The organism is Leclercia sp. UBA7405 (assembly GCF_037152215.1).
Classification (GTDB): domain Bacteria; phylum Pseudomonadota; class Gammaproteobacteria; order Enterobacterales; family Enterobacteriaceae; genus Enterobacter; species Enterobacter pneumoniae.
The window spans coordinates 2,431,349-2,457,776 of sequence record NZ_JBBCMR010000001.1 but is presented as its reverse complement, the minus strand read 5'-3'; the positions used below and the strand labels follow the sequence as shown (position 1 = coordinate 2,457,776).

Annotated in this window: 23 protein-coding genes; 11 read left to right on the top strand and 12 right to left on the bottom strand. The window is 55.8% G+C overall.

All coding sequences use genetic code 11. From position 1 onward, the window contains the following. Nucleotide 1: 1 nt before the first annotated feature. The 6 genes from WFN75_RS12000 (at nt 2) to WFN75_RS11975 (ending at nt 6,679) form a co-directional block, all read left to right on the top strand. On the top strand, nt 2-622 hold the full coding sequence (locus WFN75_RS12000) for a YfgM family protein (RefSeq protein WP_040074522.1): 621 nt from the start codon (nt 2-4) through the stop codon (nt 620-622). Nucleotides 623-632: 10 nt separating this feature from the next. Continuing rightward, nucleotides 633-1,811, top strand: a complete 1,179-nt coding sequence (gene bamB / locus WFN75_RS11995; RefSeq protein ID WP_336996198.1) for an outer membrane protein assembly factor BamB — start codon at nt 633-635, stop codon at nt 1,809-1,811. 110 nt (nt 1,812-1,921) lie between these two features. Continuing rightward, complete coding sequence (der, locus tag WFN75_RS11990) at nt 1,922-3,394, top strand: ribosome biogenesis GTPase Der (protein ID WP_040074525.1); 1,473 nt, start codon at nt 1,922-1,924, stop codon at nt 3,392-3,394. 310 nt (nt 3,395-3,704) lie between these two features. Next, complete coding sequence (locus tag WFN75_RS11985) at nt 3,705-5,258, top strand: peptide MFS transporter (RefSeq protein WP_212478463.1); 1,554 nt, start codon at nt 3,705-3,707, stop codon at nt 5,256-5,258. Nucleotides 5,259-5,327: 69 nt separating this feature from the next. Continuing rightward, nucleotides 5,328-6,407 (top strand): oxidoreductase, encoded by a 1,080-nt coding sequence (locus tag WFN75_RS11980; protein ID WP_336996197.1) that lies wholly within the window; start codon nt 5,328-5,330, stop codon nt 6,405-6,407. Between the two features lie 50 nt (nt 6,408-6,457). Next, nucleotides 6,458-6,679 carry a zinc ribbon domain-containing protein gene (locus tag WFN75_RS11975; protein WP_040074530.1) on the top strand — a complete coding sequence of 74 codons (222 nt, stop codon included), beginning with the start codon at nt 6,458-6,460 and terminating at the stop codon, nt 6,677-6,679. Here the strand turns inward: WFN75_RS11975 and WFN75_RS11970 are convergent. After that, nucleotides 6,676-7,026, bottom strand: coding sequence for a protealysin inhibitor emfourin (locus WFN75_RS11970; protein WP_336996196.1), 351 nt, complete (start codon nt 7,024-7,026; stop codon nt 6,676-6,678). The genes WFN75_RS11975 and WFN75_RS11970 overlap by 4 nt on opposite strands. Next, nucleotides 7,027-8,046 (bottom strand): M4 family metallopeptidase, encoded by a 1,020-nt coding sequence (locus tag WFN75_RS11965; protein WP_046884562.1) that lies wholly within the window; start codon nt 8,044-8,046, stop codon nt 7,027-7,029. It lies immediately after the preceding gene. 159 nt (nt 8,047-8,205) lie between these two features. Here WFN75_RS11965 and WFN75_RS11960 point away from each other — a divergent pair, with 159 nt between their 5' ends. Continuing rightward, nucleotides 8,206-9,348, top strand: coding sequence for an MFS transporter (locus WFN75_RS11960; protein ID WP_336996195.1), 1,143 nt, complete (start codon nt 8,206-8,208; stop codon nt 9,346-9,348). Here the strand turns inward: WFN75_RS11960 and xseA are convergent. Further along, nucleotides 9,345-10,721: an exodeoxyribonuclease VII large subunit gene (gene xseA, locus WFN75_RS11955; RefSeq protein WP_336996194.1), complete on the bottom strand. Its 1,377-nt coding sequence runs from the start codon at nt 10,719-10,721 to the stop codon at nt 9,345-9,347. The two genes, WFN75_RS11960 and xseA, sit on opposite strands and share 4 nt — an antisense overlap. A 158-nt stretch (nt 10,722-10,879) precedes the next feature. Here xseA and guaB point away from each other — a divergent pair, with 158 nt between their 5' ends. Together guaB and guaA are read left to right on the top strand one after the other, a co-directional pair. Further along, nucleotides 10,880-12,346 carry an IMP dehydrogenase gene (gene guaB / locus WFN75_RS11950; protein ID WP_207292198.1) on the top strand — a complete coding sequence of 489 codons (1,467 nt, stop codon included), beginning with the start codon at nt 10,880-10,882 and terminating at the stop codon, nt 12,344-12,346. A 63-nt stretch (nt 12,347-12,409) separates the two neighbouring features. Then, the gene (gene guaA, locus WFN75_RS11945; RefSeq protein WP_040074536.1) at nt 12,410-13,987 is read left to right on the top strand and encodes a glutamine-hydrolyzing GMP synthase; all 1,578 of its coding nucleotides are present in this window, start codon (nt 12,410-12,412) and stop codon (nt 13,985-13,987) included. 60 nt (nt 13,988-14,047) lie between these two features. Here guaA and WFN75_RS11940 read toward each other — a convergent pair whose 3' ends face one another. The 4 genes from WFN75_RS11940 to WFN75_RS11925 all read right to left on the bottom strand — a co-directional run bounded on the left by WFN75_RS11940 (nt 14,048) and on the right by WFN75_RS11925 (nt 17,040). Further along, entirely contained in the window at nt 14,048-14,797 is a 750-nt protein-coding gene (locus WFN75_RS11940) for an alpha/beta fold hydrolase (protein ID WP_336996258.1), read from the bottom strand. Between the two features lie 10 nt (nt 14,798-14,807). Then, on the bottom strand, nt 14,808-15,062 hold the full coding sequence (locus WFN75_RS11935) for a DUF1471 domain-containing protein (RefSeq protein WP_212478468.1): 255 nt from the start codon (nt 15,060-15,062) through the stop codon (nt 14,808-14,810). 35 nt (nt 15,063-15,097) lie between these two features. After that, the gene (locus WFN75_RS11930; protein ID WP_233801505.1) at nt 15,098-15,559 is read right to left on the bottom strand and encodes a DUF6130 family protein; all 462 of its coding nucleotides are present in this window, start codon (nt 15,557-15,559) and stop codon (nt 15,098-15,100) included. A gap of 317 nt (nt 15,560-15,876) precedes the next feature. Beyond that, the gene (locus WFN75_RS11925) at nt 15,877-17,040 is read right to left on the bottom strand and encodes an MFS transporter (protein WP_336996193.1); all 1,164 of its coding nucleotides are present in this window, start codon (nt 17,038-17,040) and stop codon (nt 15,877-15,879) included. A 97-nt stretch (nt 17,041-17,137) separates the two neighbouring features. On the opposite strand from WFN75_RS11925, the gene WFN75_RS11920 reads away from it, so the two are divergent. Further along, on the top strand, nt 17,138-18,019 hold the full coding sequence (locus tag WFN75_RS11920) for a LysR family transcriptional regulator (RefSeq protein WP_336996192.1): 882 nt from the start codon (nt 17,138-17,140) through the stop codon (nt 18,017-18,019). A gap of 44 nt (nt 18,020-18,063) precedes the next feature. Here the strand turns inward: WFN75_RS11920 and WFN75_RS11915 are convergent, their stop codons facing one another. Continuing rightward, nucleotides 18,064-18,252, bottom strand: a complete 189-nt coding sequence (locus WFN75_RS11915) for a YfgG family protein (RefSeq protein ID WP_336996191.1) — start codon at nt 18,250-18,252, stop codon at nt 18,064-18,066. Nucleotides 18,253-18,603: 351 nt separating this feature from the next. Here WFN75_RS11915 and WFN75_RS11910 point away from each other — a divergent pair, with 351 nt between their 5' ends. Next, the gene (locus WFN75_RS11910) at nt 18,604-20,844 is read left to right on the top strand and encodes an EAL domain-containing protein (RefSeq protein ID WP_336996257.1); all 2,241 of its coding nucleotides are present in this window, start codon (nt 18,604-18,606) and stop codon (nt 20,842-20,844) included. Nucleotides 20,845-20,853: 9 nt separating this feature from the next. Here the strand turns inward: WFN75_RS11910 and ppx are convergent, their stop codons facing one another. The 4 genes from ppx to purM form a co-directional block, all read right to left on the bottom strand. Continuing rightward, a complete protein-coding gene (gene ppx / locus WFN75_RS11905; RefSeq protein ID WP_046884622.1) occupies nt 20,854-22,395 on the bottom strand; it encodes an exopolyphosphatase in 1,542 nt (513 codons plus the stop codon). Between the two features lie 3 nt (nt 22,396-22,398). Next, nucleotides 22,399-24,459 carry a polyphosphate kinase 1 gene (gene ppk1 / locus WFN75_RS11900; protein ID WP_040074543.1) on the bottom strand — a complete coding sequence of 687 codons (2,061 nt, stop codon included), beginning with the start codon at nt 24,457-24,459 and terminating at the stop codon, nt 22,399-22,401. 212 nt (nt 24,460-24,671) lie between these two features. Beyond that, complete coding sequence (purN, locus tag WFN75_RS11895; protein ID WP_263616824.1) at nt 24,672-25,313, bottom strand: phosphoribosylglycinamide formyltransferase; 642 nt, start codon at nt 25,311-25,313, stop codon at nt 24,672-24,674. After that, nucleotides 25,310-26,347, bottom strand: coding sequence for a phosphoribosylformylglycinamidine cyclo-ligase (purM, locus tag WFN75_RS11890; protein ID WP_207292193.1), 1,038 nt, complete (start codon nt 26,345-26,347; stop codon nt 25,310-25,312). Before purM ends, purN begins: the two co-directional genes overlap by 4 nt. Nucleotides 26,348-26,428: the final 81 nt, after the last annotated feature.

Genomic DNA, 26,428 nt, shown 5'->3' with positions numbered 1-26,428 from the left:
CGTGGAAATGTACGAAAACGAAAACGACCAGGTTGATGCCATCAAGCGCTTCTTTGCTGAAAACGGCAAGGCTCTGGCAGTTGGGGTTATTTTAGGTGTTGGCGCATTAATTGGCTGGCGTTACTGGACCAGTCATCAGGTGGATTCCGTGCGTGGCTCCTCGCTGCAGTATGAAAATACGGTCAGCGCGATCAAAGCCGACCAGCCGCAAACCCTGGCCGCCGCTGAGAAATTCGCCGCGGAGACAAAAAACACCTATGGTGCACTGGCGTCGCTGGAAGTTGCGCAGCAGTTCGTTGATAAAAACGACCTGGATAAAGCAGCGGCTCAGCTTCAGCAAGGTCTGGCTGCCGCCAGCGACGATAACCTGAAAGCGCTGATCAACTTGCGTCTGGCACGCGTTCAGGTTCAGCAGAAGAAAGCTGACGAAGCGCTGAAAACGCTCGACACCATTAAAGGTGAAGGTTTTGCCTCTATTGTTGCCGATCTGCGCGGTGAAGCACTGCTGAGCAAAGGCGATAAACAAGGCGCGCGCAGCGCATGGGAAGCGGGCGTAAAAAGCAACGCCTCGCCAGCGCTGAGCGAAATGATGCAGATGAAAATAAATAATTTGTCCGTCTGAGAGGGACCCGATGCAATTGCGTAAATTACTTCTGCCAGGACTGCTTTCCGTTACGTTATTGAGTGGCTGTTCACTGTTCAGTGGCGAAGAAGATGTTGTCACCATGTCTCCGCTGCCGACGGTGGAAAATCAATTCACCCCGTCTACTGCGTGGAGTACCTCCGTCGGTGACGGTATCGGTGATTTCTACTCCAACCTGCACCCGGCCTATGCGGATAGCGTCGTCTATGCGGCCGATCGTAAAGGCACCGTGAAAGCGGTCAACGCCGACGACGGAAAAGAGATTTGGTCGATCAATCTGGCAGAAAAAAGCGGCTGGTTCTCCCGTAACCCAGCGCTGCTCTCTGGCGGTTTAACCGTGTCCGGTGGACGCGTGTATGTGGCCAGTGAAAAAGCACAGGTCTACGCCCTGGACAGCGGCGATGGCTCAATCGTCTGGCAGAGTCGTGTTGCAGGCGAAGCGCTTTCTCGTCCGGTGGTGAGCGATGGTATGGTGCTGGTTCACACGGCGAATGGTCAGCTTCAGGCGCTTAACGAAGCCGATGGCGCGGTAAAATGGACCGTTAACCTGGATATGCCTGCGCTCTCTCTGCGCGGTGAATCCGCTCCTGCAACCGCCTTTGGCGCAGCCATCGTGGGCGGTGATAACGGTCGTGTGAACGCCGTGCTGATGCAGCAGGGCCAGTTGATTTGGCAACAGCGTATCTCGCAGGCGACCGGTCCGACTGAGATCGACCGTCTGAGCGACGTGGATACCACGCCAGTTATCGTCAACGGCGTCGTCTACGCGCTGGCGTACAACGGCAATCTGACCGCGCTGGATCTGCGTAGTGGCCAGATCATGTGGAAACGTGAGCTGGGTTCAGTGAATGATTTCATCGTTGATGGCGACCGTATCTACCTGGTTGACCAGAACGATCGTCTGCTGGCGCTGAGCACCGAAGGGGGCGTGACCCTGTGGACGCAAAGCGATCTGCTGCACCGTCTGCTGACCGCACCGGCGCTCTATAACGGCAGCCTGGTGGTGGGCGATAGCGAAGGCTATATGCACTGGCTCGACCCGTCAAACGGCCGCTTTGTTGCTCAGGATAAAGTCGACAGCTCCGGCTTCCTGACGGAACCTGTCGTCGCTGACGGCAAACTGCTGATTCAGGCAAAAGACGGCACGCTGTACGCGATCACGCGTTAATCACAGCGGTTGTAGTATAATAAACGGCTCCTGTCTCTTCAGGGGCCGTTTTGACTTTTTTATCTACGCCGCAAAAGCGACGTAGTAATGCATTTTATGAGGCTTTAAACATGGTACCTGTGGTCGCGCTTGTCGGGCGCCCGAACGTTGGAAAATCCACTCTTTTTAACCGTTTAACACGCACCCGTGATGCGCTGGTTGCGGATTTCCCGGGGCTCACGCGTGACCGTAAGTACGGTCGTGCAGAAGTGGAAGGTCGTGAATTCATCTGTATTGATACCGGCGGTATCGACGGAACGGAAGACGGCGTTGAAACGCGTATGGCTGAGCAGTCTCTGCTGGCTATCGAAGAAGCCGATGTCGTTCTTTTCCTGGTGGATGCCCGCGCGGGTCTGATGCCTGCGGATTCCGCTATTGCCAAGCACCTGCGTTCGCGTCAAAAGCCGACCTTCCTGGTGGCGAACAAGACAGACGGTATTGATGTCGACCAGGCGATGGCCGATTTCTGGTCTCTGGGTCTGGGCGATATTTATCCTATCGCGGCCTCCCATGGCCGTGGCGTAACCAGCCTGCTCGAAACTGCACTGCTGCCATTCGTTGATGAAATCAGCCCGCCGGAAGAGGTTGATGAAGACGCCGAATACTGGGCGCAGTTTGAAGAGCGTGAAGAGGGCGAAGAAGAGCCGGAAGACGACTTCAACCCGCAGGATCTGCCGATTAAACTGGCTATCGTGGGGCGTCCGAACGTAGGTAAGTCTACGCTTACTAACCGTATCCTCGGCGAAGACCGCGTGGTGGTTTACGATATGCCGGGCACCACCCGCGACAGTATTTATATTCCGATGCAGCGTGACGAGCGTGAATACGTTCTGATTGACACCGCAGGGGTGCGTAAGCGCGGCAAAATTACCGATGTGGTGGAAAAATTCTCGGTTATTAAGACCCTGCAAGCGATCGAAGATGCCAACGTAGTTATGCTGGTTATCGATGCCCGTGAAGGTATTTCCGATCAGGATCTCTCTCTGCTCGGCTTCATCCTGAATAGTGGGCGCTCACTGGTGATTGTGGTTAACAAGTGGGATGGCCTGAGCAATGAAGTGAGAGAGCAGGTGAAAGAGACCCTGGACTACCGTCTGGGCTTTATCGACTTTGCGCGCGTGCACTTCATCTCTGCTCTGCATGGCAGTGGGGTGGGAAATCTGTTTGAATCCGTACGTGAAGCCTATGACAGCTCCACCCGCCGCGTAGGCACGGCGATGCTGACCCGCATCATGACCATGGCCGCTGAAGACCATCAGCCGCCGCTGGTGCGTGGCCGTCGCGTGAAGCTGAAATATGCCCACGCCGGTGGTTATAACCCGCCGATTGTGGTGATTCACGGTAACCAGGTAAAAGACCTGCCGGATTCCTACAAACGTTATCTGATGAACTACTTCCGTAAGTCTCTGGACGTAATGGGCACGCCGATTCGTATCCAGTTCAAGGAAGGGGATAACCCGTTCGCCAATAAGCGCAACACCCTGACGCCAAACCAGATGCGTAAACGTAAGCGTTTAATCAAACACATCAAAAAGGGCAAATAACCGTTTCAGGTGACCTCTTGCTCAACAAGCCCGCTTTCAGCGGGCTTTTTACTTTTCACGCTCTTTCACCTTCCTGACGTTAGTGCGCTGATGTCAATCACAATTCTGCTTTTTCCAGCATAAAATCTACGAAAAGAGATACCTGTCGAATTTTCGTCTTAACGTTCCGCATCTGGCACTAGACAAAACCAGCGACTGGTTATCAAATGGTTAAATAAAATTTTCGGAGTGTATTGATCGACCTGAACCGTAACTGGCCGACCTTAATTCCGCGTTTATAAGCACAACGACACACCTCTTCGGGAGAACTATGCAATCCTCAGTTAATAATAAAGAAAGCCGGACCTTCTTCGGCCACCCGTATCCGCTTGGCTCGCTCTTTTTCACAGAGATGTGGGAACGTTTCTCGTTCTATGGCATTCGCCCGTTACTGATTCTGTTCATGGCGGCCACCGTTTATGACGGCGGCATGGGGCTGGCACGTGAAAATGCCTCGGCTATCGTCGGGATCTTCGCCGGTACCATGTATCTGGCGGCCCTGCCGGGTGGGTGGCTGGCCGACAACTGGCTCGGCCAGCAGAGAGCGGTCTGGTACGGCTCCATTCTGATTGCGCTCGGCCACCTGTCGATTGCGCTGTCGGCGGTGATGGGGAACAACCTGTTCTTTATCGGCCTGATGTTCATTGTGCTGGGATCGGGTCTGTTCAAAACCTGTATCTCGGTGATGGTAGGGACCCTGTATAAAAAAGGCGATACGCGTCGTGATGGCGGCTTCTCGCTCTTTTATATGGGCATCAACATGGGGTCATTTATCGCGCCACTGATTTCCGGCTGGCTGATTAAATCCCATGGCTGGCACTGGGGCTTCGGCATCGGTGGTATCGGGATGCTGGTTGCCCTGGTGATCTTCCGTCTCTTCGCCGTGCCATCAATGAAACGCTATGACCGCGAAGTGGGGCTCGACTCCACCTGGAACAGCCCGGTGGCGAAGAAAAATGGCGTAGGGGCCTGGCTGGTGGCGCTGGCGGTGGGTGTGGCGATTGTCGTTGCGCTGATTGCTCAGGGCGTGATTGTGATTAATCCGGTCGCGGTCGCCAGCGCGCTGGTCTACGTGATTGCCGCCTCGGTAGCGCTGTACTTCATCTGGCTGTTCGTCTTTGCCGGTCTCAATCGCAAAGAGCGTGCCCGCCTGCTGGTCTGCTTCATTCTGCTGATTTCGGCGGCCTTCTTCTGGTCTGCGTTTGAACAGAAACCTACCTCGTTCAACCTGTTCGCCAATGACTATACGAATCGTATGATCGGCGACTTTGAAATTCCGGCGGTATGGTTCCAGTCTATTAATGCTCTGTTCATTATTTTGCTGGCACCGGTCTTTAGCTGGGCGTGGCCGAAGATGGCGAGCATGAACATTCGTCCGGGCAGCATCACCAAATTTGTCATCGGTATTCTCTGCGCAGCGGCAGGTTTTGGCCTGATGATGCTGGCGGCACAGAACGTGCTGCAAAATGGCGGGGCAGGCGTATCGCCGTTCTGGCTGGTGGGCAGTATCCTGATGCTGACCCTGGGTGAGCTGTGTCTGAGCCCGATTGGCCTGGCAACCATGACGTTGCTGGCCCCAGAAAGAATGCGCGGCCAGATGATGGGCCTGTGGTTCTGTGCCAGTGCGCTGGGCAACCTGGCAGCGGGCCTGATTGGTGGCCACGTTAAGGCCGATCAGCTGGATATGCTGCCGGATCTCTTTGCACGCTGCTCCATTGCCTTGCTGATCTGTGCTGCCGTACTGATCGTCCTCATTGTTCCGGTCCGCCGCATGCTGGAAAATGCGCAAACGAAAAGTGAGGAAAAACCGGTAACCACCGCCTGACGGCAGGGTTATAACCAGACAAAACCGGCGCCTTGTACGCCGGTTTTTTTATATTGAGCGAGGCAGAATATGAATGTCGGCTTTATCGGCCTGGGGGCGGTGGTGGAAACGGCTTACCTCCCTGCGCTACGACAGATGGGGGCAAACTGCTACGGCTTTGACCTTCGCCTTGACCGCCAGCCTGAGGGGATCATTCGCTGTCCCACGCTGTCGTCGCTCCTGGACTCCCCGCTGGAAACGCTATTTATTACCACCTCTTCGCTCCATCACCTTGAGGTACTCGAGCAGGCCCTGGCTTCCCCGATCCCCCGTATCGTGGTGGAAAAACCGATTATTGCGACCCTCGCTCAGGCCACCCGGTTAAACGGGCTGTTGAACGATTGCCGGGTCGCCCGCCGGGTGCTGGCCCTCGATCACTGGATGGCGCGAACCGGTGCGCTGCAGCTGGCGCTGGGGCAACCGGATCCCCGCTGGCAGCCGCAGGGTGAAGTACGCCCCATGCGCGCCATTTCCGGCGTTGCAGATATCGTCAAAATAGAGGGCTTTTTGCTGGAACCCAGCGGTTTTAATGAGGCAGGAGAACCTGTCGCTCTTAACTTCGCTACCGGGGAGCCTGATCCACGTACGTTGCACCATCCGGACGGCGTAATTCTGGATATTGGCACCCACGTACTGGCAATGATGCGGGAAACGGTTTGCCATCTCGGGGGAAATAACGAGATGGCGCTGCAGGTGATCTCCGCCAGGGATCGGCTGGGGCGCGATATCGAGAGAGGCGATCTGCGCACGGCAGAAGGTGAAGCGCATTTAGAAGGGCATCTGAGCGGTATTCCGGTGGCTGTCTGGCTTAATAAATATGCCGGGCCTCAGGGCGGACAAAAAGGGCTGCGGCTGCATCTTCGCGATGGCCGCATTATCAGCCACGACAGGCGAGGCCAGCAGGATGTGCTAACGCTCACCGAAGGTGAACATCTCCAGCGCTGGGCGCGTACCGGTACGCTCTATGAACACTGCCTCGCAGAACAGATCCTTGGGGAGGCGAGCCTGTTTTCCCGCGCGCCGGATGAGGTGCGCCACATTACCCGACGGCGACTGGACGAAGTCACACTGCTCCTGAATTTACAGCAACGGCTGCGTGGCCCCCACTGACCGCGCTGTGGTAAAATCAGCCCATGCTGAACCCCTTTTAAGGAGTCACAATGCCTGTTACCTGTCCGGATTGTCATGCAGAATTAACCCCGCAAAATGGCCTGGCGCACTGTGCGGCCTGTAACAAAGAGATTGCGCTGCAAGCCCTTTGCCCGGAGTGCCATCAGCCTTTGCAGGTCTTAAAAGCTTGCGGCGCAGTGGATTATTTTTGCCAGAATGGCCACGGTCTGATCTCGAAAAAGCGCGTGGAGTTTGTTCTGCCAGAGGCTTAATCGCAAACGCAACCTTCGCCTTTCAACCACAAATCCACCAGCGACGGCGGCGCTTCCTGTTCGGGTACCAGCAAGATGACATTCGTATATTGCGCCTGATTGTGCTGGGTCCAGACGATCTGAATACGAAAGTAGCGCTGATCGCCCTGGCCTGGCGACGCAGGCTGGCCGGGCGGTTGGCCCAGCTCCAGCGCCTGGTCCAGAATCTCTACCACCTTTTGGCGCTGTTGCGCATTCAGTGAAGAGAGCGCGATTCTGCGCAGGCCGCTTAACTTTGGAATAAAGGCGACGCCACCTTCACGCGCCAGTTCAACGACGGCATCTTCAGTCAATTCCGGAATCTGCATTTACAGCACTCCTGTGGTTTTCCAGGCCGCCTCGATTGCTGCTGCCACCGCGCTGCCGGACCGTTTGCCCCCGTGGTTGATTGTCAATCGGGCGAAAGTCTCGAAATCGGCATCCTGCGGGAGGGCCCGGTCGCAAACCGTATCATACCAGGCATATCCGGCCTGCTCCCACGCATAGCCCCCCAGCGCGGTCGCGGCGAGATAGAATGCGCGATTAGGTATCCCGGAGTTAATATGCACGCCCCCGTTATCCTCACGGGTTTTCAGGAAATCATTCATATGGCCCGGCTGCGGATCTTTACCCAGCAGAGGGTCGTCATAGGCGCTACCGGGCTCCTTCATGGAGCGTAGCCCTTTCCCGTTAATTCCGGATGCCAGCAACCCTTCACCAATGAGCCAGTCGGCTTCCTGGGCGGTCTGTTTAAGATGGTATTGCTTAACCAGCGAGCCAAAGACATCTGAAAGCGATTCGTTCAGCGCGCCGGATTGTTCGTAATAAATTAATCCCGCTTCGGTTTCGGTCACGCCGTGACTCAGTTCATGGGCCACCACGTCGATGGCGATGGTAAAGCGGTTAAATATTTCGCCGTCGCCGTCGCCGAACACCATCTGCTCGCCATTCCAGAAAGCATTTTGATATTCCCGGCCATAATGTACGGTGCCGGTCAATATTAGCCCCTTACCATCCAGCGAATCGCGCTGATAGTTTTCCCAGAAAAAGTCATGCGTGACGCCGAGGTAATCATAGGCCTCATCCACCGCGATATCGCCGGTTGAGGGTTGTCCTTCATAGCGAACCTGCGTTCCTGGTAGCTCCTGCAGATTCCGGGCATCGTAGATATCACGCTCCAGCTGACCGGCATTGTTGACGTGCGGGGCGGCGGGTTTGCCGGGCATATGGGCCATTAAGGTCTGCACGTGGGTTAATGTCTGGCGAGCACACTGCTGCTGTAATTCAGAGCCGCGATCGATGATGCGGCGCAAGATGTAGGGGGGAATAACGCTATAAGGCTGGGTCATGCTGCTCTCCTGTTTTCTGGCAATGCCGAAAAAAGAACCAGTGTAAGTGTAAGCCATCGACACGGGGATGGGCATAAGTCGGACAAATCGCGCAGCGTAAAACTGGCACTCTACTGGTTCAGGGATTAGGTTTTAGCGGGGTACATAACGAGGATCATAATGAAAAAAAGCATGGCATTCGCCTTCAGCGGTTTTGTCTTGATCGCCGTGACCTATGGGATGGCAAGGTTTTCATGGGGCATTATGCTGCCCGATATAAAACAGGCCATTCCGTTCTCTGTGGAAACCGCCGGTCTGATTGCCGCCTGTAGCTACGCGGCATACTGCCTGTCGGTATTATTTGCGTCGTTATTAACCAACCGATTCGGTGCCCGGTTCACGGCGTCGCTCGCGGCCATCACCGCGGCCGTCGGGCTGCTGATTCTGGCCGTTTCACCTTCGCCGCTCTGTCTGGCCATCGGGCTGTTTATTGCGGGACTGAGCTCAGGCCTGGCGTCCCCCTCGTTGGCCGGCGCGGTCAGCGCGGTAATACCGCCTGAGCGTAACACGCAAGTGAACACGGTCATCAATGCGGGTACCAGCGGAGGGATCATCCTCTCGGTACCGATACTGTTTTTTCTGCCGGGAGGGTGGCGATTCGCCTGTGTCGCTTTTGCGCTACTGGCTCTGCTTTGCCTGATCCCTGTCTGGCGCTTTCTCCCGGCGGGTAAAGCCCCCCAGGCTGCGGCGCAACAGGGGTGGCGGGCCCAGCTGGCTAAACCGGCGATGCTGCGATTATTACTGATCGCGTTTGTCAGCGGTATCGCCAGCGCGGCGTGGTGGAGTTTTGGTCCGGAGCTGCTTCAACGTCATACCGGGCTGGAGAGCGGCACCACGAATATTCTTTGGCTGATCAGCGGGGGAGCGGGCATTGCGGCGGTATTAACCGCTAGCGTAGCTCAGCGCACAGGGATGCGGGTGGTCTACCGGGGATCGCAAGTTTTTATGGCGGTTTCGCTTATTCTGCTCGCCCTGATCCACGGCTTTAGCGGGTGGCTGATACCCGCCGTGGCATTGAACGGCGCGGGCTATGTGATCCTCTCCGGGGTGCTATTAGTTCAGGGGGCGGCGATTGCCGCCTCTGCACCCGCGATGGGGGTGAGTCTGGCCTTTTTAATGCTGGCGGTCGGGCAGATTGTCGGGGCGATTGTCTTCGGGCAGCTGTATGGAGCGATAGGCGCGGCTGGCGCGCTGATGACTTTTTCTGTCTTATCTTGGCTGATGCTTTGCGTCACGCCGGGGGGCGATACGCCTACAGATTAGGGCTGTTTTTTTCGGGCCCGCGGTTTTTTCGCGGCCGTCACGCCTTTCACTTCACTCTCGACCCAGCCGTCTGACAGGCGGGTCGTCAGCACATCGCCGGCTTTGACTTGTTTGGTCTGTTTAAGCACTTTGCCATCGGTCGCGGTGGTGACGCTATAACCGCGTGCCAGGGTAGAGAGGGGGCTGACCGCCTCCAGATGGGTAACCGCGTTGCCAAAGCGTTCGCGCGTGCTGCTGAGCCGCGCACGCAGATTCTCGGCCAGCCGATACTCAAGCTGCTGAATGCGGGTTTGCGCACGGTAGATTTTCGGCTGCGGATTTTGCTGGTTCAGGCGCTGGGCCACGCGTTGCTGACGCAAGGTCGCACGTTTGAGCTGGCCCTCCAGCGCAACGTTCATGCGCTGGCGCAGACGTTCTAGCACGGTTTGCTGACGCGCAAGACGCAGCTGAGGGTGCTGCTGGTGCAGGCGATGCTGGAGCTGGGTAAAGCGACGCGTACGTTCTGCGAGGAAGTAATCCATCGCCATCTCCAGGCGTTGCTGCCCGTTCTGAAGCTGTCGTAGCAGCTCCAGCTGATTGCGGCTCACCACTTCGGCCGCGGCGGACGGCGTCGGGGCGCGTAAATCCGCCACGAAATCGGCGATGGTGACGTCTGTTTCATGGCCGACAGCGCTGACCACCGGAATGGCGCTGGCAAAGATGGCCCGTGCTACGCGCTCCTCGTTAAAGCTCCACAGATCCTCCAGCGAACCGCCACCGCGCCCGACAATTAACACATCACACTCACGGCGCGCATTCGCCAGCTCAATGGCGCGCACGATCTGGCCTGGGGCATCATCCCCCTGAACCGCAGTGGGGTAGATGATGACGGGCAGGGAGGGATCGCGACGCTTCAGAACGTGGAGAATATCGTGCAAGGCCGCACCGGTTTTCGAGGTAACTACGCCAACGCAGTGAGCCGGAGCGGGCAGAGGTTGTTTATATTGCTGATCGAACAACCCCTCTGCAGAGAGTTTCGCTTTTAGCTGTTCATATTTTTGCTGCAACAGCCCTTCGCCCGCAGGCTGCATGCTCTCGACGATGATTTGATAATCACCGCGTGGTTCATACAGCGTAATATTGGCGCGTACCAGAACCTGCTGGCCATGCTGAGGACGGAACGTGACGCGACGATTGCTGTTGCGGAACATTGCACAGCGCACCTGAGCGGTGTCGTCTTTTAGCGTAAAGTACCAGTGGCCGGAAGAGGGCTGGGTAAAGTTAGAGATCTCACCGCTGATCCAGACTTGCCCCATTTCCTGCTCAAGCAGCAAACGCACCGTCTGGTTAAGGCGGCTGACAGTAAAAATTGAGGGGGATTGAGAGGATAACATGTGAGCGGGATCAAATTTTAAATCAGCAAGTTATTCAGTCGATAGTAACCTGCTGAGAGGCGATCGCAAGCTTTTTTCTAAAAAAGTGTAGATGCAATCGGTTACGCTCTGTATAATGCCACGGCAATATTTAACCACCCAGGTCAGAGATATTGCCCATGCTACGTATCGCTAAAGAAGCACTGACGTTTGACGACGTCCTCCTCGTTCCCGCTCACTCCACCGTTCTGCCGAATACTGCCGACCTCAGCACGCAGTTAACCAAAACCATTCGCCTGAACATTCCTATGCTCTCCGCGGCAATGGACACCGTGACTGAAGCGCGCCTGGCTATCGCCCTGGCTCAGGAAGGCGGCATTGGCTTTATTCATAAAAACATGTCTATCGAGCGTCAGGCAGAAGAAGTTCGCCGCGTGAAGAAACATGAATCTGGCATCGTTACCGACCCGCAAACTGTTTTGCCAACCACCACGCTGCACGAAGTTAAAGCGCTGACCGAGCGTAACGGCTTTGCAGGCTACCCGGTTGTAACCTCCGATAACGAACTGGTGGGTATTATCACTGGCCGCGACGTCCGCTTCGTCACCGACCTGAACCAGCCGGTTAGCGTTTATATGACTCCGAAAGAGCGTCTGGTTACCGTGCGTGAAGGTGAATCCCGCGAAGTGGTCTTTGCGAAGATGCACGAAAAACGCGTTGAGAAAGCGCTGGTGGTGGATGATAGCTTCCATCTGCGCGGCATGATCACCGTAAAAGATTTCCAGAAAGCAGAACGTAAACCGAACGCCTGTAAAGACGAGCATGGACGTCTGCGCGTCGGTGCTGCGGTTGGCGCAGGTGCTGGCAACGAAGAGCGCGTTGATGCGCTGGTTGCTGCAGGCGTTGACGTGCTGCTGATTGACTCCTCTCATGGCCACTCCGAAGGCGTGCTGCAACGTATTCGTGAAACCCGTGCAAAATATCCTGATCTGCAGATTATTGGCGGTAACGTCGCGACTGGCGCAGGCGCTCGCGCTCTGGCAGAAGCCGGCTGCAGCGCGGTGAAAGTGGGTATCGGCCCAGGCTCCATCTGTACGACCCGTATCGTCACCGGCGTGGGCGTTCCACAAATCACCGCCGTTTCCGACGCGGTTGAAGCGCTGGAAGGCACGGGTATCCCGGTTATCGCTGATGGCGGTATCCGCTTCTCTGGCGACATCGCCAAAGCGATCGCGGCCGGTGCGGCAGCGGTGATGGTTGGCTCCATGCTGGCCGGTACCGAAGAGTCCCCGGGTGAAATCGAACTGTTCCAGGGCCGTTCTTACAAATCCTACCGTGGGATGGGCTCTCTGGGCGCGATGTCTAAAGGCTCCTCTGACCGTTACTTCCAGACCGATAACGCGGCAGACAAACTGGTGCCGGAAGGTATCGAAGGCCGCGTAGCCTATAAAGGCTACCTGAAAGAGATCATTCACCAGCAGATGGGCGGCCTGCGCTCCTGTATGGGTCTGACCGGCTGTGGTACTATCGACCTGCTGCGTACTAAAGCGGAATTTGTGCGTATCAGCGGTGCGGGTATTCAGGAAAGTCACGTCCATGACGTGACCATCACCAAAGAGTCCCCGAACTACCGTATGGGCTCCTGATAAGTTTCCACGCCCGGCTATATGCCGGGCGATTTTGTTTCACTTGCCTCGGAATTAGCGTCAATGACGGAAAACATTCATAAACATCGCATTCTTATCCTCGATTTCGGTTCTCAGTACACGCAGCTGGTGGCACGTCGCGTCCGTGAGCTGGGCGTTTACTGTGAGCTGTGGGCATGGGATGTCACGGAAGCACAGATTCGCGAGTTCAACCCAAGCGGCATCATCTTGTCTGGCGGCCCGGAAAGCACCACCGAAGAGAACAGTCCACGCGCACCGCAGTACGTGTTTGAAGCGGGCGTGCCGGTCTTTGGCGTCTGCTACGGCATGCAGACCATGGCAATGCAGCTGGGCGGCCACGTAGAAGGCTCTACTGAACGTGAATTCGGCTATGCGCAGGTAGAAGTGGTGAGCGATAGCGCACTGGTGCGCGGTATCGAAGACTCCCTGACCGCAGACGGCAAACCGCTGCTGGACGTATGGATGAGCCACGGCGATAAAGTTACCGCTATCCCGTCCGACTTCGTGACCGTTGCCAGCACCGAAAGCTGCCCGTTCGCGATCATGGCGAACGAAGAAAAACGCTTCTATGGCGTGCAGTTCCACCCGGAAGTGACCCACACCCGTCAGGGTATGCGCATGCTGGAGCGCTTCGTGCGTGACATCTGCCAGTGTGAAGCCCTCTGGACCCCGGCAAAAATCATCGACGACGCCGTGGAGCGTATCCGCCAGCAGGTTGGTGATGACAAAGTGATTCTTGGCCTCTCCGGCGGCGTGGACTCCTCCGTGACCGCGATGCTGCTGCACCGCGCTATTGGCAAAAATCTGACCTGCGTCTTCGTGGACAACGGTCTGCTGCGTCTTAACGAAGCCCAGCAGGTGCTGGACATGTTCGGCGACCACTTCGGTCTGAACATCGTTCACGTGGAAGGCGAGAAGCGCTTCCTGGACGCGCTGGCCGGTGAAAACGATCCGGAAGCGAAACGTAAAATCATCGGTCGCGTGTTTGTCGAAGTGTTCGACGAAGAGGCGCTGAAGCTGGAAGACGTGAAATGGCTGGCGCAGGGTACCATCTATCCTGACGTAATCGAGTCTGCGGCCTCTGCCACCGGTAAAGCACACGTCATCAAATCTCACCACAACGTGGGCGGCCTGCCGAAAGAGATGAAGATGGGCCTGGTTGAACCGCTGCGTGAGCTGTTTAAAGACGAAGTGCGTAAGATCGGCCTGGAGCTGGGTCTGCCGTACGATATGCTTTACCGTCACCCGTTCCCGGGGCCAGGTCTAGGGGTGCGCGTACTGGGCGAAGTGAAGAAAGAGTACTGCGACCTGCTGCGCCGTGCCGATGCGATCTTCATTGAAGAGCTGCACAAAGCCGACCTGTATAACAAAGTGAGCCAGGCGTTCACCGTGTTCCTGCCGGTTCGCTCTGTAGGCGTAATGGGCGATGGCCGTAAATACGACTGGGTTGTCTCCCTGCGTGCGGTGGAAACCATCGACTTCATGACCGCACACTGGGCGCATCTGCCGTATGATTTCCTGGGCCGCGTCTCAAACCGCATCATCAATGAAGTGAACGGTATCTCCCGCGTAGTGTATGACATCAGCGGTAAGCCACCGGCGACGATCGAGTGGGAATAATCCCCGCCCGATAATCGCGTTTTATTGAAGCCCGCTACCCGCGGGCTTTTTATTGCCTGCTCATTGCGCCGCTTGCTCAATCGTCCGGGCAATCTCCTCCGGATGGCTCACCATCGAGACATGGCTTGCCGCCACTTCGGTGGTTTTGGCATGAATCGCCTTCGCCATGGCGCGCTCCAGATCCGGGTTGATCATCCGGTCATTCTTGCTGACCACATACCAGCTCGGTTTGTCGTGCCAGGCCGCATGGGTCACCTTTTCCGCAAAGGCATCTGCACGGATCGGGCCCTGGGTGGCGGTCAGCGCGTTCTGCTCGCCCGCCTTAATGTCCGGCGCAAAATCCTCGCGTACCGATTTGCCCGGCAGGTAAAGATAACCGTCCGCGGTCTTAGCGATGCCTGCGCTGCCCGGTGGGGCAGGGTAGCTTCCGGCCAGATCCGCCGTCGACTGGCCCGAATCCGGGGCAAATGCCGCCACATAGACCAGCGCTTTTACCCGTGCATCGTTGCCCGCCTCGCTAATTACCGTCCCGCCCCAGGAGTGCCCCACCAGTACGACATCCCCGTGCGCCCGGGCGATGGCGCGCTGAGTCGCGGCAACATCATCTTTTAACGAGGTGAGCGGCAGCTGAACGGCAATGACCTCGGTATGCTGGTTATGCAATTTATTGATCACAGAGTTCCAGCTACTGCCATCGGCAAAAGCACCATGCACCAACACCACGGTTTTATCGCTGCCCGCCAGCGCTACGCCGCTGGCGGCGGCCAGCAGCAGGCCTGCTGCTAGCGTATGCGTAAACAGTTTTTTCATCATGACGACCTCAGCGATAAATATCTGCGGTACCAGACAGGGTGTTATTGCCCCCGGCGGAGGTAATGCGGAACGCGCTGGCGCCCGCTTCGGCGGCTTTGGCCTGCAGTTTCGCCTCCAGATCCGTAAGCGACGTTGCGCCGCTGCTGTCGGAAATGGTGCCAATCTTTTGTTGCCCGTGAGGCTGGTTAATTTCCTGAGCAGCGAAAGCGGAAGAAGCCATGGCAGCAGAGAAGGTCAGAACAGCAATCAGTAATGTTTTCATGGTTAAAATCCTCAAAAATAGGTCAGTGGTTGTGTTCAGTGCATAACCGCAGCATGCGGCGGCACGGTGAATTCAATGGTTTTACGATCAACAGGCTTATGGGTTGGGTCGGCGAGAATAATCGTCACCTTGTGCTGGCCAGCAGGCAGCCCCACCAGAATGACCGGCTCGCCGCTGGCGTCGGCCCAGTGCCAGGGATTGTCATCGACGATGACGTGAATATGGCCAATGCGTGGCGTCACTTTTAGCGCCTCGGGCCCGAAAACGGGTTCGATGCGCATGTTCTCTGTGCGGTACTGAATAAAGACCGCGCCTTTACTCAGCGGGCCCGCCAGGGGCGGATCGACAATCAGCTTCGCCGGAGGCTGGGGCTGTTCAAGCGGCGCAACGGCAGCGGGGCCATTAACCTCCGCGGCACTCAGTCCGCTTAACGACGCGGCCCAGGTGCAGCCTGACGTCAGTGCGAGCAGCGCCAGCAGTAAATTTCGATGCTTCATTCGGGGAACTCCTCTTCGGTAATCATTTGCGACAGACATAGAAGACCATTTTTATGTATAGGGTCTGTTTGCTGCGGGCGGCTTTTTTGTATGGCTGCGTAAGCAGGGAGAGGTGGATACAGTGCGATACATTCCGCGCATGCGGGCAGCACGTGTATGCCATGAGTAAAGCGGCTGTTGCAGCGAGGGTGCACATCCCCGGCCTGGATCTGGCGCCACGACGTATAACTATCAACATGGCGGCATGGCTTGCCGGGGAATCATCCGGCTATATCACCGGAGCAAGCCTGACCATTGACGGTGGCGTTGTGTTTCAATCACGCAGGGCAGGGATGCCCCGGCTGATTTTTTACAATAGACACCGCCAGCCCGGTAATTACCAGCGTCAGCCCCCATGACAGCCACATCGCACCGGTAATCCCCAATGTCCGGTTCAACCACGCATAGGCCAGCGGAGAGACTGCGGCCATCAGCTGGGCCGGGATCAACAGCACCCCGGTGCGTCTGGCGTACTCTTCTGGGGCAAACAGCTGCAGCGGCAGGGTGGCTTTCACAATGGTCACCAGTCCGTTAATCGCCCCATAGCCCAGCACAAACCCGGCGGCGGACCAGGCAAAAAATGAACTGCTCAACCCGAGTAAAAAACAGAGCGGCATGGCCAGGGCGGTAATCAGCGTGAGCCGAAGCGGCGTAAGACGCTGGCCTGCCACCACCTCCATAAAACGTGCGCCGGTTTGTCCTGTACCCCACAACATACCGATAGCCATGGGTAAGCCACAGCTGGCGATAAATTCCGGAAGGTGGGTAGAGGTGCCGTTAGAGACAAAAGTGATTAACGCAATGAAGGCGGCATAACACCCTGCGTTACGTCGGTCATTACCTGTGGCGCGGGCCGGCGGGGTTCGCTTCACCGGGCAGCGCTGGGACGGAAGCTGGCGAATCAAAATGGCACTTAGCACGCCACAAAGCGCATAGATCAGTAGCGCATCTTGCCAGCGCATGATGTTAAGCAGGGCGTCGCCGAACGGCCAGAAGGCGGCGGAGGCCAGTCCACCCGCCAGCGTCACGCGGGATATCGTTTTTCGTGCTTGTTGGCCATACAGATTAACCAGAGAGGCGAAGAGAGCGTCGTAGAGCGACAGGCGCATACCGATGCCGGCCAGCAGCCAGGCGCCGTACCAGCCTGCGAGTGAGGGGGTGTAAGCCATCCCCACGCAGCTGGCCGCAATCAATAAGGTGCCGCTCATTACCACCCGCCGCCCGCCAAACCGCGCCAGCAGGCGGGCAACAAAAGGCGACACGCCCGCCATCACCAGCATCGCGAAGGTCAGGCCGAGATAGATCTGCACAGATGACCAGCCTTTGTCGGCGGAAATCGCCCGGGCGAAGGTCCCGGGCATATAAAACGAAATCCCCCAGTTGATGAGTTGATTACAGCCAGCGGCAAGGGGTAATGCGCGGGGGAGGGCAGACGTTTTCATTATTTTTCATTCCGTTATGCAGTTGTCCCGAGCATACTGGGCGCGGTAAGGTGCAGGCAGGTCCTGACGGTTATCACCCGTATAAGAGAAACTTTGTATGACGACGCTCAACCTGGCACATCTGGCCACCTTCCGGCTGGTTATTCAGCGGGGAAGCTTTTCCGCAGCGGCAGACGTGCTGGGGATCTCGCAGCCTGCCGTCAGTTTACAAATCCGGCAACTGGAACATTTTTTACGTTCACGACTGCTCGAGCGCACCGGACGGGGCGTAAAGGCCACTGCCGCCGGTCTGGCATTGCTGACCCACGGCGAACGTATTGAGCAGGCGGTCGAAGAGACCCTGCGTTCGCTGGATGCGTTCAGCCATGAAGTGAGCGGGACAGTGTCGCTTGGCACAGGGGCGACGGCCTGTATTCATCTGCTACCGCCGCTGTTGCAGCAGTTACGGGAGACGTACCCGCTGCTGAAGGTGGGGGTGACTACCGGCAATACCCCCGGCGTGGTGCGCGCTATTGAAGAGAATCGCCTCGACCTGGGGCTAGTGACGATGCCGGTCAGCGGCAGAGGGCTGGAAATTACACCGATTCTCGATGAGGAGTTTGTCTGTATTTCTGCGCAGGAGGAGGAGGAGGAGTGTGAGCCCACGCCGGATTCGTTACACACCCTGCCGCTGATAGCGTTTGAGTCGGGAAGTGGAACGCGTGCGCTTATTGACGGCTGGTTTCAGGCGAGTGGGTTACAGCCGGAACCGGTGATGCAGCTGGGTAGCATCGAAGCGATAAAACGGATGGTTCGCGCCGGGCTGGGGTACAGCATCGTTCCACGTATGGCGGTAGAGCAGGTGGCCGATCGCGAAGGGTTATGCGTATTGTCATTAACGCCGGTATTACATCGCCAGTTGGCCATTGTCATGCGTCAGGACAAAATTCTTAGCAAAGGCATAAGTGGGTTGATCAGACTGCTGCAGCAGGAAAAATAGCAGGCAAGGTCACTGAAGGAATTTTATTTATTCCGCAATAAGGGTTACCGAACGGCAGTATCAACAGAGAGGGAGGATTGCTGCAACTCGAGTTTGTCCTGATGATGATACCAGGCACCTATCGAGGAATAAACGAAGCGGCCAAAGAAGAAGAGAAAACTAATAAGCAAAATGATGCGCGTCATCCGAGTGTTAAACCGATGTCGTTTTCGCATACGTGTAGCCTGACTCACAATGTTATCCAGATAATACCCTTCCGGGCGATAGGCTCATTAAGGCATAGCGGCGAAGCGGGGTCAATTAATGCTTATGTAAAATTCTGTCAGCATTTAAATAATCCATTGTTATGTATATTAATCAGTTAATTTACACCATTGATAAATCGCACAAAAATATCGTTAAAAAATGTGATTATTGATTCTGGATATTAAAAAGTTTGATTTAAGTCAATTGCCGCGCAGGGATGCTTTATAAAATCTCACCTCCTCCGTGAGAGCCTCCTTCAAGCCTCCACGGTTAACAAGCGTCAGGTTGGATGCCTGTCTGAAATTACCCTTGGGGACGAGCGGGTTTAAATGGCATCTATGACAATTTTCGCATTATATCAACAATACAAAAATCGCTGGTGGGCGCTGCCCCTGATCCTGCCCCTTCTGCTGATGCCTTTGGTGCGCCAGGCTACAACCTATACCGAGGTCGAAGGCGGTATCGTCGTACTTTATTATATGCCCCTGGCCTTTCTACTGGCGCTAACCCTCTTTTATGGTCTTGCGGCGCTGCCGGGCATGATTCTGGCGCTGGTACTTCATTACTACCCCGCAATAGGCGGTTTTGAGACCACCATTGCCACCGCACATTTTCTTATTCCGGTCATACTCAGTTGGGGAGGATACCGGGTCTTTTCGCCGCGGCGTAATCGTGTCGCCTACGGTAATACCCGGCTAATGGCATCACGCCTGTTCTGGCAAATGTTTTGCCCGGCGACGCTTTTCTTTTTACTTTTTCAGTTCGCTGTCTATTTTGGCGTTTACGAAACCCGTTTTCACCTGGCCGGGCTCAGCGACACGGGTATCCGCTCGTTAATTAATTACCAGGGGCTGCTGGTAGGCTGTCTGACCGGGGTCCCGTTCTGCTACGTGCTGCTGCGCGCAATCCGCCACCCGCGCTATCTGCGCAGCCTGGTGTCGCAGATTCGTGCTCAATTCGACCCGAAGGTCACCGCGCTGGAGATCGTGCTCTGGCTTATCATCAACGGCATCCTGCTGGGAATGCTGTTATGGCCGATGAACGAGAACAGCTCTATCTTCAGCACCAACTATACCCTGTCACTGCTGATGCCGGTTATGCTCTGGGGCTCAATGCGTTTCGGTTATAAGCTGATGTCACTGCTCTGGACGCCGGTGCTGATTGTCTCTATACACTATTTCTATCGCTATATTCCGCTGTCAGAGGGGTATGACATCCAGCTCACGATCACCTCGTCCAGCTACCTCGTCTTTACCTTCGTCGTGGTGTACATGGGCATGCTGGCGACACGTCAGCGCGCCATCAGCATTCGTGCTCGTCGTCTGGCATTTCTGGATCCGGTCGTCCATATGCCTAACCTGCGTGCGCTCAGCCGCGCGCTGGGTGAAAGGCCCTGGTCAGCGCTCTGTTTCCTGCGCATACCGGAGCTGGAAGTGCTGGGGCGTAATTACGGCGTCCTGCTCCGGATACAGTACAAACAGAAACTGGCGGAGTGGCTGAACGGTTACCTGCAGCCTGATGAGTGCGTCTATCAACTTTCCGGACACGATCTGGCGCTACGCCTCAATACCGAATCCTACCAGACCCGGATTGAGGAACTGGATCAGCAAATTAAACGCTTTCGTTTCTACTGGGACGGGATGCCGCTACAACCGCAGGTGGGAGTGAGCTACTGCTACGTGCGCTCGCCCGTCGCCCATCTCTATCTTTTGTTGGGGGAGCTGAGCACCATCGCCGATCTCTCCCTCTCCACCTGTCATCCAGAAAATCTGCAGCAGCGTGGTGCCCTTAATATGCAGCGCGGCCTGAAAGATAAAGTCGAGATGATGAACCGCGTGCAGCGGGCGCTGGAAAACGACGCCTTTGTTCTGATGGTGCAGCCTGTTCAGGGAATTCGCGGGGATCACTATCATGAGGTGCTGCTGCGGATGCGCGACGATAAAGGCGAAATGATCTCTCCGGATCTGTTTTTACCCGTGGCCCAGGAGTTTGGCCTCTCTTCGCGGATCGACTTGTGGGTGCTGGAGAAGACTTTGCAGTTTATGGCCGACAATCGCGTCTCTCTGCCGGGTCAGCGCTTTGCGATCAATCTTTCACCCAGCGCGGTTTGCCGCGCCCCGTTGCCGCTTGAGGTCAATCGTCTGCTGCAAAAATATGCCATTGAGCCCTGGCAGCTTGTTTTTGAAGTCACCGAAAGCAGCAGTTTCGGCAATGCGGGGCTGGCGAACCAGATCATGGGCCAGCTGCAAAAAATGGGCTGTCGGATTGCGATAGATGATTTTGGTACCGGCTACGCCAGCTATGCTCGCCTGAAGGATGTGGATGCGGATATCCTGAAAATCGATGGCAGTTTTATTCGTAATATTGTCAGTAACAGCCTGGATTACCAGATTGTGGCCTCGATATGCCATTTGGCGCGAATGAAGAATATGCAGGTGGTGGCAGAGTATGTCGAAAACGAACAAATCCGCGATGCTGCAGTGGCGCTGGGCATTGATTATCTGCAAGGGTATTTGATCGGCAAACCCGAAGTCATGACGAATCTGCTCATCGATCAGGCGCCCGGTCTGAGCGCCTGATCGCGGGTTTTATGCCGCCACGTTCGGGGAGTGTTCTTCCTCGATTTTCAGGTTCCAGCCGGTAACCGCGCTCCAGTATTGCTGCTCTCTTTCCAGATCCAACAAGACCAGCGCGTTCTGGCTGAACCAGTCGTGCGGGAAGCTCAGCGTCCAGTGGTTATCATCCGTGGTGAGCGTCAGCGTAGGCGGCGTTGTGGTCGCCTGACGCTGGTTATTCAGCAGCACGCCTAAACGTAACAGCTGAATCATGGGCAGGAACTGCTTTTTCTTAAACAGGGTAAAGCGTGGCATATCATCCAGCTTCACCGCTTTGCGATGATAGCGCACCAGGGTGGCCATCATGGTTTGCTGCTCCTGGTTATAGCCGGGCAAATCGCTATTTTGCAGAATATAGGCCGAGTGGCGGTGCATCCCGCTGTGATTGATGTTCAGCCCCACCTCGTGCAGCATGGCCGCCCATTTAAGGAGGGCTGCCAGCTGCGGATGCGCCAGCTTCGGATTCTGGATTTCCCACTGTTCATACATATGGGTCGTGGTTTCCAGTACGCGGCGCGCCTGTTCGCGGTCGATATTGTACTGATTGGCCAGGCTCTGAGCCGTACGACTACGGATATCCTGATGACGGAAGCGGCCTTCCATCTCGTAGAGCACCCCTTCACGCAGGGCGCCGTCAGAGAGACGGAGTTCTTTAATCGCCAGCGCGTCAAAAACGCCGCACAGAATTGCCAGCCCCGGCACAAACACGGCTTTACGCTCATCAGAGAGACCAGGCAGACTCAGCGCGTCAAAGCTCTTATGTTTGAGCACCTCTTCCGTCAGCATAACCAGACGTTCAGGGGTGATAAATCCATCTTTTTCACCCATCGCCAGTAGCACTTCGTGGGCGGCTTTAATGGAGCCTGAGGCGCCCAGCGCTACGTTCCAGCCATGAATACGATACTGCCAGGCCAGCGTTTCCAGTTTCTGCACGGCGGCCATGCGCGCGCGCTGGAAATTATCGCGACTGATGGCGCCGCCCGGGAAGTAAAGCTGGGCAAAGCTTACGCAGCCCATCCGGCGGCTTTCAACCAGATGCGGTTCAAAGTTTTCGCCGATCACCAGCTCAGTGGAGCCGCCGCCGATATCGATTACCAGCTTGCGCCCTTTTTCCGGCTGAGTATGTTCCACGCCCATGAAGATCAGCCGGGCTTCTTCATTGCCCGAGATAATCTCGATCGGGTAGGGGATGACCTTCTCTGCGCGCTTTAGGAACTCTGACGCGTTGAGCGCCTGACGCAGCGTATGGGTGCCCACGATGCAGACGCTTGAGGGATCGAAACCTTGCAGGCGTTCAGCAAACAGCGACAGGCAGTTCAGCCCGCGCTCAATAGCCTCTTCGCTGAGCATGCTGTTCTCATCCAGACCATCCGCCAGATGGACACGCTGTTTCAGGCGACCGATGATCTGCATCGCGCCATCCACCTCACGGGCGATGACCATGTGGAAGCTGTTAGAACCAAGGTCGACCGCGGCAAATTCCTGCGGTCGTGGGGTCGTATCATTTATCGGCATAGGTTAATCGGGTTGCTCGAGTGATTTGATATAGTCGTAAATCGCCAGCTGCGCCCGCACTTTGCGGCGGTTACCGCGCGGCACATAGCGATTACTCAGTTCTTTATCGATATAACGTGCTTTTACGGTATCACTTAACAGGATTTCAATGATATCGAGAATGCGTTGTTTCAACCGCGGATCAAGCAGCGGTGTCGCCACTTCGATGCGGTAGTCGATGTTGCGAGTCATCCAGTCGGCGGAGGAGAGATACACCCGTTTGTCGCCGCCGTTTTCAAAAATATAGACGCGATCGTGCTCCAGATAGCGGTCGACGATGCTGATAACGCGAATATTATCGCTAATACCTTCCAGTTCCGGGATCAGAGAGCACATACCGCGGATCAGCAGATTCACCTGCACACCGGAGCTGGAGGCCGCGTACAGACGATCAACAAGCCCTTTATCGACCAGGTTGTTCAGCTTGAGGGTAATGCCTGCTGGCACCCCTTGCTGCGCATTGGCGATTTCACGATCGATCATGTCATACAGCAGGCGACGCGAATTCTGCGGAGAGACCAGCAGATAGTCGAAGCTCACCGGACGGTAAGGGTTCTCGATAAAGTTAAAGACCCGCCGCACTTCATTGGTGATACGCGCATCGGCGGTCAATAACGAGTAGTCGGTATAAATACGCGCCGTCTTCTCGTTAAAGTTGCCGGTACCGATGTGGGCATAACGCACCACCTCTTCACCCTCTTTACGCGAAATAAGGAACAGTTTGGCGTGAATTTTCAGACCCGGCGCGGAGAAGATAACGTGTACCCCGGCTTCTGTCAGACGACGGGCCCAGTGGATATTGGCCTCTTCGTCAAAACGCGCCTGCAGCTCAACCACTACGGTCACTTTTTTACCGTTATGGGCGGCGTGGATCATGGCATCGATAATGCGGGAGTCTTTCGCTACGCGGTAGATGTTGATTTTGATCGCCAGCACGTTCGGATCGAATGAGGCCTGGCGCATCAACTCCAGCACGTGCTCGAAGGTATGGTACGGATAATAAAGCAGGACATCGCGTTCGCGAATGGCATCGAAACCGTTGCGGAATTTGTCGAACCAGAGGTGGCGCAGACGCGGCAGCGGTTTGTTCACCAGGTTGGCTTTGCCAACGTTCGGGAAGCCAATGAAGTCTTTAAAGTTGTGATAACGCCCGCCGGGCACGATGGAGTCATAGCGTGAGATGGTGAGCTTATCGCGCAGCATCTCCACCATGGCATCGGGCATGTCGCGCTGATAGACAAAGCGTACCGGCTCGGCCGTCAGGCGCTGTTTCAGGCTCGATGACATCAGCTCCATCAGGCTGGCTTCCATTTCGTGTACCAGGTCGTACTCGGCATCACGGGTCATCTTCATGGAGTAGGCGTTCAGCGCATCGTAATCGAAGAAACCTTTAAAGATATCATCCAGACAGTAGCGCAGGATGTTATCCAGCAGGATCATTGGCTTACGTCGGCGTGGGGTCTCCGGCGGTAAGTTAACGAAACGCGGCACTTTGTCTGACGGGATCTCCAGCAGCGCATAACGAATGTTATCGCCACGAATAATCTCTACCGCCAGATAGGTGTAATCATCTTTCAGGAACTGCACCAGATCGGTTTCACGATTGATAAGAATGGGCGTGATATGTTGGCGCAGGTACTGTTTGAAGTAGTGACGTAGCCAGCTTTGCTGGTTGACAGAGAGTTGGCGTTCATTGATGAGGAAGATTTGATTGCGTGCCATTTCCAGCAGCAATTCGTTATACAGGCTATCGAATTCCTGATCGGCTTTCAAAACGCGGGATTGAATCTTACCGAGCAGATGGCGTGAATTCGAGTTGAGTCCCTGCTCCTCGCTAATGATGATTCTGCGCTTCAGCTCAGCGAAGCGAACTTTATAAAACTCATCCAGGTTATTGGAATAGATCCCCAGAAAACGCATACGCTCAATCAGCGGATTGCTCTTGTCAGCCGCTTCCTGAAGGACACGCTCGTTGAATGCTAACCAGCTTAACTCTTTCTCGATGTATAACTTTTCCTGACCCATTACTACTCACACTCCAGTTCAATCACAGGACGTGGCAAATCCGTCTCAACCTTATTATGGCGAGCATTGTCACGATATGTCCAACTGTGCCAGAAAAGTATGACAGTTAACTGACCGCAGGAGGGGCATAACCGTCATCAGACGCCTGATTTTTTACAGTTTTTGCGATTTGCAGATAAAAAAAAGCCGGCAATCGCCGGCTCGGTATCACGTTACGCTTCGGAGGCATGTCCTTCCGGGGGAAGTTGTACGCCATCCAGCCAGGCCGCACCGTTACGCATGGCGAGGCGGCCATCAACCAACCAGCTTACTACCAGCGGGTAGATGGCATGTTCTTGTGCCTGAACGCGGTGCGTAATGTCCTCTTCGCTGTCGCCGTCAAACACCGGGATTTTGGCCTGCAGAATGACCGGGCCACCGTCCAGCTCGTCAGTAACAAAATGAACGGAGGTGCCGTGCTCCTCGTCGCCGTTTTCCAGGACCTGGCGGTGGGTATGCAGGCCCGGGTATTTTGGCAGCAGGGAAGGGTGGATGTTCAGCAGGCGTCCGGCATAGTGTGCAACAAACGCCGGGCTGAGAATACGCATGTAGCCTGCCAGCACGACGACATCGGGGGCGTAAGCGTCGATCTCTTGCACCAGCTCCCGATCAAACGCTTCCCGGCCCGCAAACTGGCTCGCCTCAAGGACGTGCGCCGGAATGCCGGCTTCACGAGCGCGTTCAAGACCGTACGCGTCGGCCTTGTTACTGAATACTGCACGGATGGTGCCGTTAATTCTTTTCTGTTTGCAGCCATCAATAATGGCCTGCAAATTACTTCCGTTACCGGAAATGAGCACCACGATGTTTTTCATGCAATAACCACACGCTCTTCGGAATCAGAGGCTTTGATGATACCGATTTTCCAGGCGTTTTCACCTTTGGCCTGCATCAGGCTCACGGCTTTATCGGCTTCGGCTGCCGGCAGGGCAATGAGCATGCCTACGCCGCAGTTGAAGGTACGATACATCTCATGATCGCTGACGTTACCGGCTTCCTGCAGCCAGTTGAAGACAGCCGGCCACTGCCAGGAGGATTCGTCGATCACGGCCTGGGTGTTGTCAGGCAGAACGCGCGGGATGTTTTCCCAGAAGCCGCCGCCGGTCAGGTGAGCGATAGCATGGACATCGACATTCTCGATCAGCTCAAGAATGTTTTTCACGTAGATACGGGTCGGTGCCAGCAGATGGTCGGCCAGCGGTTTACCTTCCAGATCGGTTGTTTCAGGATCACAGCCGCTCACTTCAATGATTTTGCGCACCAGTGAATAGCCATTTGAGTGTGGGCCGCTGGAGCCCAGCGCGATCAGCACATCGCCATCTGCAACTTTGCTACCGTCGATAATTTCTGATTTTTCTACCACGCCTACGCAAAAACCGGCCACGTCGTAATCTTCACCGTGATACATGCCTGGCATCTCTGCGGTTTCACCGCCCACCAGCGCACAGCCAGACTGCAGACAGCCTTCAGCGATGCCGCTGATGACGCTTGCTGCGGTGTCGACATCCAGTTTTCCGGTCGCATAGTAGTCGAGGAAGAAGAGCGGCTCAGCGCCCTGGACGACGAGATCGTTAACGCACATAGCGACCAGGTCGATACCGATAGTGTCGTGGCGTTTCAGATCCATTGCCAGACGCAATTTGGTGCCTACGCCGTCGGTGCCAGAGACCAGTACCGGTTCACGATATTTTTGTGGCAGTGCGCACAGTGCGCCGAATCCACCCAGACCACCCATCACTTCAGGGCGGCGGGTCTTTTTCACCACACCTTTGATTCGGTCAACCAGCGCATTACCTGCGTCAATATCAACACCGGCATCTTTGTAGCTGAGAGAAGTTTTGTTGGTCACGGCTCAAGTCCCCACGCGATTGCATTGCGATAGTAAGAAAAATCGGCGCAATTCTAACAGTCCAGGCAAACGTTTGCGAGC